Annotated in this window: 7 protein-coding genes; 4 read left to right on the top strand and 3 right to left on the bottom strand. The window is 48.4% G+C overall.

Annotated features, from left to right (window positions below; all coding sequences use genetic code 11):
* From ACLFWI_RS24745 to ACLFWI_RS24735, 3 genes are all read left to right on the top strand, one after another.
* On the top strand, positions 1–376 hold a 376-nt coding region (locus ACLFWI_RS24745), incomplete at its 5' end, for an alpha/beta fold hydrolase (protein WP_446415127.1).
* Complete coding sequence (locus ACLFWI_RS24740) at positions 373–1,824, top strand: hypothetical protein (protein WP_446415126.1); 1,452 nt, start codon at positions 373–375, stop codon at positions 1,822–1,824. The genes ACLFWI_RS24745 and ACLFWI_RS24740, both read left to right, overlap by 4 nt.
* Before the next feature lie 123 nt (positions 1,825–1,947).
* Positions 1,948–2,382: a hypothetical protein gene (locus tag ACLFWI_RS24735; protein WP_446415125.1), complete on the top strand. Its 435-nt coding sequence runs from the start codon at positions 1,948–1,950 to the stop codon at positions 2,380–2,382.
* Positions 2,383–2,507: 125 nt separating this feature from the next.
* Here the strand turns inward: ACLFWI_RS24735 and ACLFWI_RS24730 are convergent, their stop codons facing one another.
* Entirely contained in the window at positions 2,508–3,743 is a 1,236-nt protein-coding gene (locus ACLFWI_RS24730; RefSeq protein WP_446415124.1) for a trypsin-like serine protease, read from the bottom strand.
* A 364-nt stretch (positions 3,744–4,107) separates the two neighbouring features.
* On the opposite strand from ACLFWI_RS24730, the gene ACLFWI_RS24725 reads away from it, so the two are divergent.
* On the top strand, positions 4,108–4,953 hold the full coding sequence (locus ACLFWI_RS24725) for a serine hydrolase domain-containing protein (protein WP_446415123.1): 846 nt from the start codon (positions 4,108–4,110) through the stop codon (positions 4,951–4,953).
* A 313-nt stretch (positions 4,954–5,266) separates the two neighbouring features.
* Here ACLFWI_RS24725 and ACLFWI_RS24720 read toward each other — a convergent pair whose 3' ends face one another.
* Both ACLFWI_RS24720 and ACLFWI_RS24715 read right to left on the bottom strand, forming a co-directional pair.
* Complete coding sequence (locus ACLFWI_RS24720) at positions 5,267–5,881, bottom strand: CPBP family glutamic-type intramembrane protease (protein ID WP_446415122.1); 615 nt, start codon at positions 5,879–5,881, stop codon at positions 5,267–5,269.
* 39 nt (positions 5,882–5,920) lie between these two features.
* A partial coding sequence (locus ACLFWI_RS24715; protein ID WP_446415121.1) for a hypothetical protein occupies positions 5,921–6,384 on the bottom strand: 464 nt, incomplete at its 5' end.

Raw genomic sequence — 6,384 nt, 5'->3', positions numbered from 1 at the left:
ACCAGAACAGTTGTGGCGTTTTGCTCTCAATGCACCCTATGAAAAGGCTTCTCAACTACCCATTCAAGTGCAGGATTATGCCGCGGCGGGTTTACCTCGCGTCATTCGCACGATACAGATGGCTTTTAATGACCGCATCGAAGCTAAACTCCCCTATATGCACATCCCCACATTAGTAGTGCGGGGTGAAAACGATCCGGTAGTCCCTCAAAATTGGACACAAGAAGTGGTGGAGATGTTACCCAATGGCAAATTGAAGATTATTCCCGGTGGGGGGCATACCTTGAATTATAGTAAACCTGTAGAACTGTCCCGTGTTAGTGACGAGTTTATTCAGGAGACCGTAGCAGATTTAATCATAGGAGGAGTGCAATGAATCAACTCTGGTACGAACCCATCCTAGCTTCGATTCTCGCCAACCTAGGTCAATCGCCCCCTTACCTGGCGGCTTTTGATTCAGCCTCAGCGATGTTACGAGGGACGGCTGCATACTTGCGAGGAGAGGATTTACCGGGGTTGGGTATTGCTTCCCCTGCAATTGAACCCTTGCTGGGATTGGTGAATATATTACCCCGTCCCCTTCAGGAATTTATCTACTCAACGGGAAGTGCCAATGAAGGAATACCAGTAGAATACTTAAAAGATGTGCGATCGGAAGTGGTTTCTCAGTGGGTGGTGAATGAATATCCCCAACGAGACTATCCCGCCGTTGCCATCGGGTCTTCCTGTGGCGCATTGGTTCATTTGTATGCCGCATTAGGCATTCCCTGGCTACCCCAAACTTATCTTGTCCCTGTCAAACATCCCGGCTTTGATCCGAATGATATCCAACCTTTTCTGGAGTGGGGAATTAAACAAGCGCCAAAATTTTTAGAAGCAAATCCCGATCTTCAGTTGCATCACATGCACGACCCCAATCAAGACCGCTTGACGAGTAAGGGAATGGCTTATTTTCGGGTGAAGCGGTTGCGTTTGGGAATAGCTTACGAGCGCTTTCTAGAGAATTGTTTGCCCTTAGGCGGTACGATCTTTTTAGTTGAGTGTAACAAGACATGGCCTACCACTCAGATTGATGAGCGCCACTTCTTTCAAATGGGCGCAGTAGGAGGTTTATCACCAGATGAGTATCTGCATGGAAGCGATCGCGTCACCGAGTTTCTCAAACGCTACAACGATCCTCGCACAAAGTGGGATGCACCTGCACCAAATGGGGAAAGTCCTGAATCGGAATGGGGTTTTGAAGCTGCACTACGAGACGATGTAGAGCGTTTTGCTCTTAAGAGAGGGTATAAGGTGCGACGCATTGTTTATGACGAACCTGCTGATCCCAGCCCTTTTGTCGCAGAATTATATCGGGATTGGTATCGGCAACGCCAGATTAACGCCAATCGCTTGCTGGTGGAATCTTTTGCATTGCACGAACCCTATTGGACAATGCGGACGGGTTCAGTTCCTTTTTGGATGACATTTAATGTCCAACCTGACCTAGAGGAGTTGCAACAGTACCTCGATCACACTGACCCCTACAATGAAATATACATGATGCTATTTTCTCACGGGACGGATTCCGCTGGTCTGGCTTCGATTGAACAATGGCGGAGTGTGTTGCAGCGAGCAAAACAACGGGGTGAATTTGTCGGGGTAGATGAGAAAGCCTATCCTAGAGATTTTGCTTCGATGATGCGCTACTATACTGACCTCAAGGAGAAGATTTCTGACCGTTATTCACTTCCCTCATCATTGACTCTTGAACAACTGGATCGGTTTATTGAGGAGAAAGGCGATCGTTTTCCGCTTCAATGGTTGGATTGCAACTTAAGTTGAATCGTTGAATCTTACTGGACTGAAAGACTATGCAGGCGAGACGCCTGCACCACACAGTAAAGAGTTCAAACAAAAAGAAATAACGATCAACTCAATCTTGATCACCCAAACAGGAGGGCAGATATGTCATTCTTACCTACAGGAGATAAATTGCCGATAGTCCTTCAGCCTGACGACGGCAAGTTAATTGATGTCTTAGGTGACACCGTTGCGATCAAAATTACAGGCGAAGATACCGATGGGGTATACACCGTTCTGGAAAATGTTTCTCCACCCCAAGGAGGACCGCCCTTGCATCTGCATCATCGAGAAGATGAGGCATTCTACGTATTAGAGGGAGAATTTGAAGGTAAGCAAGGCTACCTAGTCGTTCCAGCTCCGACAGATCGCCCTGTGGGGATTCCCGATAACCATGCTGAGTTTTGGGTAGATGTAAACAACGTTCCAGGGGCAGTTGTCATTTCTAAAACCTGTGATTGTTCAGGAATGAGGGAAAGCCTTGTTTCGTTACTTGAGCAATCGAGTTTGCTGACCAACAGCCAAGCATCAACTCAGTAGTGCGATCGCAAACAGGATTTTCAGAATGTTGACCCGTTAGCTATCCAGTATGGATCGACAAGTTTAGGAGAATGCATCAAACTGCTGACGGCATTCTCCTCCTGAATTTGGCTAGCCAAAAACTATTAATTCTTGGCAGAACGATGCTTGTTTCTCCGTTTCAGCAAGCCTCCTGCTCCCAAAGCACTAAAGGCAAGCGTGCCAAGGATAGAAGGGGGTTCTGGAACAGCAACGGCAGAGGGAACTTTACCAGCAACCGCATCATCAACAAAGCTGGCATAGTTCGATACTCGCGTCACGCTTCCAAAGCCCCCAAAGCTGGAATCATTAATCCCTACCTCGCCCACACCAGGCACGAAATCAGTCGTTACGCTGGTTGTGGGATCATCTGGGAAATAGTCTTGGTAAACGACAGGATTGCCCTTCTCGTCCGTTTCAAAAAAGTTTTCCTCGTAAACTCGTGCGGAACTATCAACAAAAATATGGGAAGAAACTCCAGCAATCAACCAATTACCATCATCGCCAAGCAAGAATGAAGGTCCACCTGAGTCCCCTTTAGCAGTGTTAACCTCTGTATCCCCCAACCCTAAATCTTCGATTCCGAAATGAACCCCAAAGGCATCATTTTCAGGCAAACCATTGTCAAAATCAAGCAATAATTGGCTACCCGAAATTGCAATGTCAGCCCAATTAAAGACTTCCGATACCTCAGAGGTAGCCACGTCGAAATGAGTTAATGTAACTTCCTCTTCTTTAAAGAGATCCACTAATGCATCAAACCGATTTTGACCAAAGCGCTTTCTGCCATCAATAGAATTCGGTATGTATCCAGTGTTTCCAAGCCCGATATTGCCATAACCAACTTTTGTGAAAATTTGACCGACTTCATCTGTATTTCGATAGAGGTCATATTGCTCAATAAATGCTGGCGCTGGTTCAGCTAACTGCAAAACAGCAATATCATTCCCCCTGACGAAGCCTTCGCCTCCGCCACCTGTGCCACTCCAATTGGGATGGATAAAAAAGTCACTGATAGCGATCGGCAGCCTGATTGAAGGTGAGCCTTGCTCAATATTGAAAACAGCCGATGAGTTATCTAAGACATTACGAATAGGAATTCCTTCATTATCTGTGAGACAGTGAGCAGCGGTAAGAATATGCAAACCTCCACTCAGGAGAGAACCTGAACAGGAGATGCTTTCACCTAACTCTAGTCGTGCAACACCACTAAACTCATCGGATGGAACTAGATAATTGTCTGGATCGGTTGGAGTGACGATCGCTTGTGCAGCGCTTCCTGTACCCAAAAGAGACAACGAAACTCCGGCGATCGCTATCCATGAATTTCGCAAAATAGACATGATATAAATTCCTCGTCACAACAGCCTGCCGAATTACATATCTACCTTTAGAAGGAGTTTTACTTGGAAAGAGCCTTGTAAATACACCCATAATTCGGCACCATATTACCTTTTATCAAAATTTGAGTAATTATTCAACATCGCTAGGTAACTTGGCGTATTTCTATCAAAAGATAGAGAAACTCGTGTAATGCTGACTACTAGACTAAAGATGACTCTACGCAAGGGAAAATTACAAAGCCAGTACACAAGGGTGAATGGTTTCCTAACGGGTCAGACGTGGGGCTTCTCGCGGAAGAAAGCTAAATTTTTTAATTATCGCAGCTAGTCTTTTTATTTCCCTCCTATTGCTGCTACCGATTATATGGATGAAGAGATTCTAGACCCACTCGGCATGGACGATGCCACGTTTATCTGGAGCGCTCGAGTAGAGTCGAAACTCGCCACCGAACACTTGGTGAGCGGCAAGCCGGTGCCTGTGTATCGCCAAGCTGCCAGAGCCCACGGCTCTTTGTACGCAACGGTCGAGGACATTGGTCGGTTCGTTGCTGCCGGAACGGAAGGGACAGGTGGTGACGAACCGGGACGGGGCGTACTCGCGTCCGATAGCGTCGCCGAGTTGCATACCCCAGTAGTCGAGACAACTGGGTTCTATGCTCTCGGCTCTGATACTGCTGGATTGGGACACTTCGTTGAAACCCTCCCAGACGGTCATCGGGCAGTTGCCCACGGTGGACAAGGAATGGGTTCTTGGTCTTGGTATCACGCCGTACCGGAGACAGGTGACGGAATCGTAGTCCTCACCAACAGCGAACGGAGTCTGCAACTTATCGCCGACGTAGCTGGTATGTGGGCTGACCGAATGGGGTTTTTCCCTGTCAAATTGAGTCGTGCGGCGCAGTGGGTAAGGGTTCCGAGCTGGATCGTCGGACTCGTTGCCGTCGGACTGGCTGTGTGGCTCGGATACGGGATCATTACAGGTAAGCTCACGTTCGACCCGTTATGCGATCGCGATCGGACAGCTCGAGCAGTGCTGGGCGGTCTCGCGGTTGCAGTGCTTGGACTGTGGTGGAGTATGGGGCGGGAGTTTGTGAGTCACTTCCTCCCGGTGATTGCCGACTGGGTGGGGAGCGCACTGTCAGTGTTCGCCGGACTGGTATTGCTGAGAGCACTCTTCCCACGCACGGGAGATCCCGCGCCTGGAAGGTAAATTTATAAAATTCGCCGAGAAAACCCCATCCCCTGGTGGGTGGGGCAGTTGACGGAGTTCATCGCACACCAGGGGTGAATTCTGTGGCGAGGTTTCTACGCCCTAGGTACTGCCGCCCAACGGTAATCATCAGGACGACGGTAATGACGAGCCAAAGTGGAGTTTCTGCGATCGAGATGTCTGCACCCGTCTCCCAAGGGTAGGGTAGGTTTGTGAGCTGATGGTCAAAATACTGATTTTCAGGTTGATTCTTCCATTTCGAGGCGATCGCAGGATATGGCTGTGCGAAAGCTCTATGGGCAGAGCCGGAAGGCTACTGAAACCCTTTCCGGTTAGGGGCGCGAGACAGTGTCCTCGGTCCCCACACCACGGTGACAAGGATGGCGACCATAACCCACAGCCCAAAGTCCAATGTTTCTGCTCGCTCTGAGAGGGCAAAGAGTTCACCCTCAAAGTTCCCGATGAAGTGGAGTAGCACTGCCGCCAGCGTGCTTCGGTCGGTGTTGTTGAACACCCACGTATAGATGACAGAACCCGCCACTACTGCTAGCATAAATCTCCAAAACGGCCACGTACCCACCCCAAGCTGCTGTTGGTACGTCCCCTCAATGAAAAACATAGGCAGGTGCCATAATGCCCACACAACGCCAAGAATCAAGCTAGCATTTAGTGCAGTACGCCTGACCTGCAAGCGATCGAGAGCATAGCCACGCCAGCCCAGCTCCTCTGGGATTGGTCCGAAAAACAGCATGAAAAGGATATAGGGAAAGATAGCTAAGGGTTGGTCAAGAAAGCGCTCAGCCTCTCCTAACCCAATCCCGCTACCCCCCAAGAGGGTGTCGAGCAGCGCCGCGATCGCTGTAATCGCAGGTTGCAGCAGCAAAATCACCGCCCACCATCCAAGACCAATACGCCGAACATCGACCACGCGCAGCCTGTATTTTTGCCCACCCTACATTAAATCGGCTTATTGAACAACCTGGATATCAAGAGTTTCTAGCGTAGTACCATCTTCGGCTTTGATGATCACATTTTCATAATCGCCAAAGTAAAATTCGTCTTCATAACGAACAGTAGTGCTATCAACGACTTGAGGATATACCCTGTTTCCAGTTGGTTCGTCAATTCGCAGTACTAAGGTAAGACTATCATCTAGATAATTTTGCTCTACTGGTCTAACTAACTCAGCGCTATATCCCGGATTGGGTAGACGCACATCGCCTTCAACATAAAGTGATGGAATACCGACAGGCATAGGATTTTCATAGGCTTGCCAGTCGGATGTACTCACAGGTAAATCTGTTTCATCTTCACGCATGGAACCTGTGGAAGGTTGATTTTGAGCCAGTTGTTTTTCAGCAGTTACTGTACTCTGCTTCTTAGCAATACTCTCGATTGGTTGAGCGTAAACACTGGAATTAAAAGCAACGA

Source organism: Coleofasciculus sp. (assembly GCF_046539235.1).
Lineage (GTDB): Bacteria > Cyanobacteriota > Cyanobacteriia > Cyanobacteriales > Coleofasciculaceae > Coleofasciculus.
The sequence above is the reverse complement of the archived record's forward strand: the minus strand, read 5'-3'. Positions and strand labels throughout refer to the sequence as shown.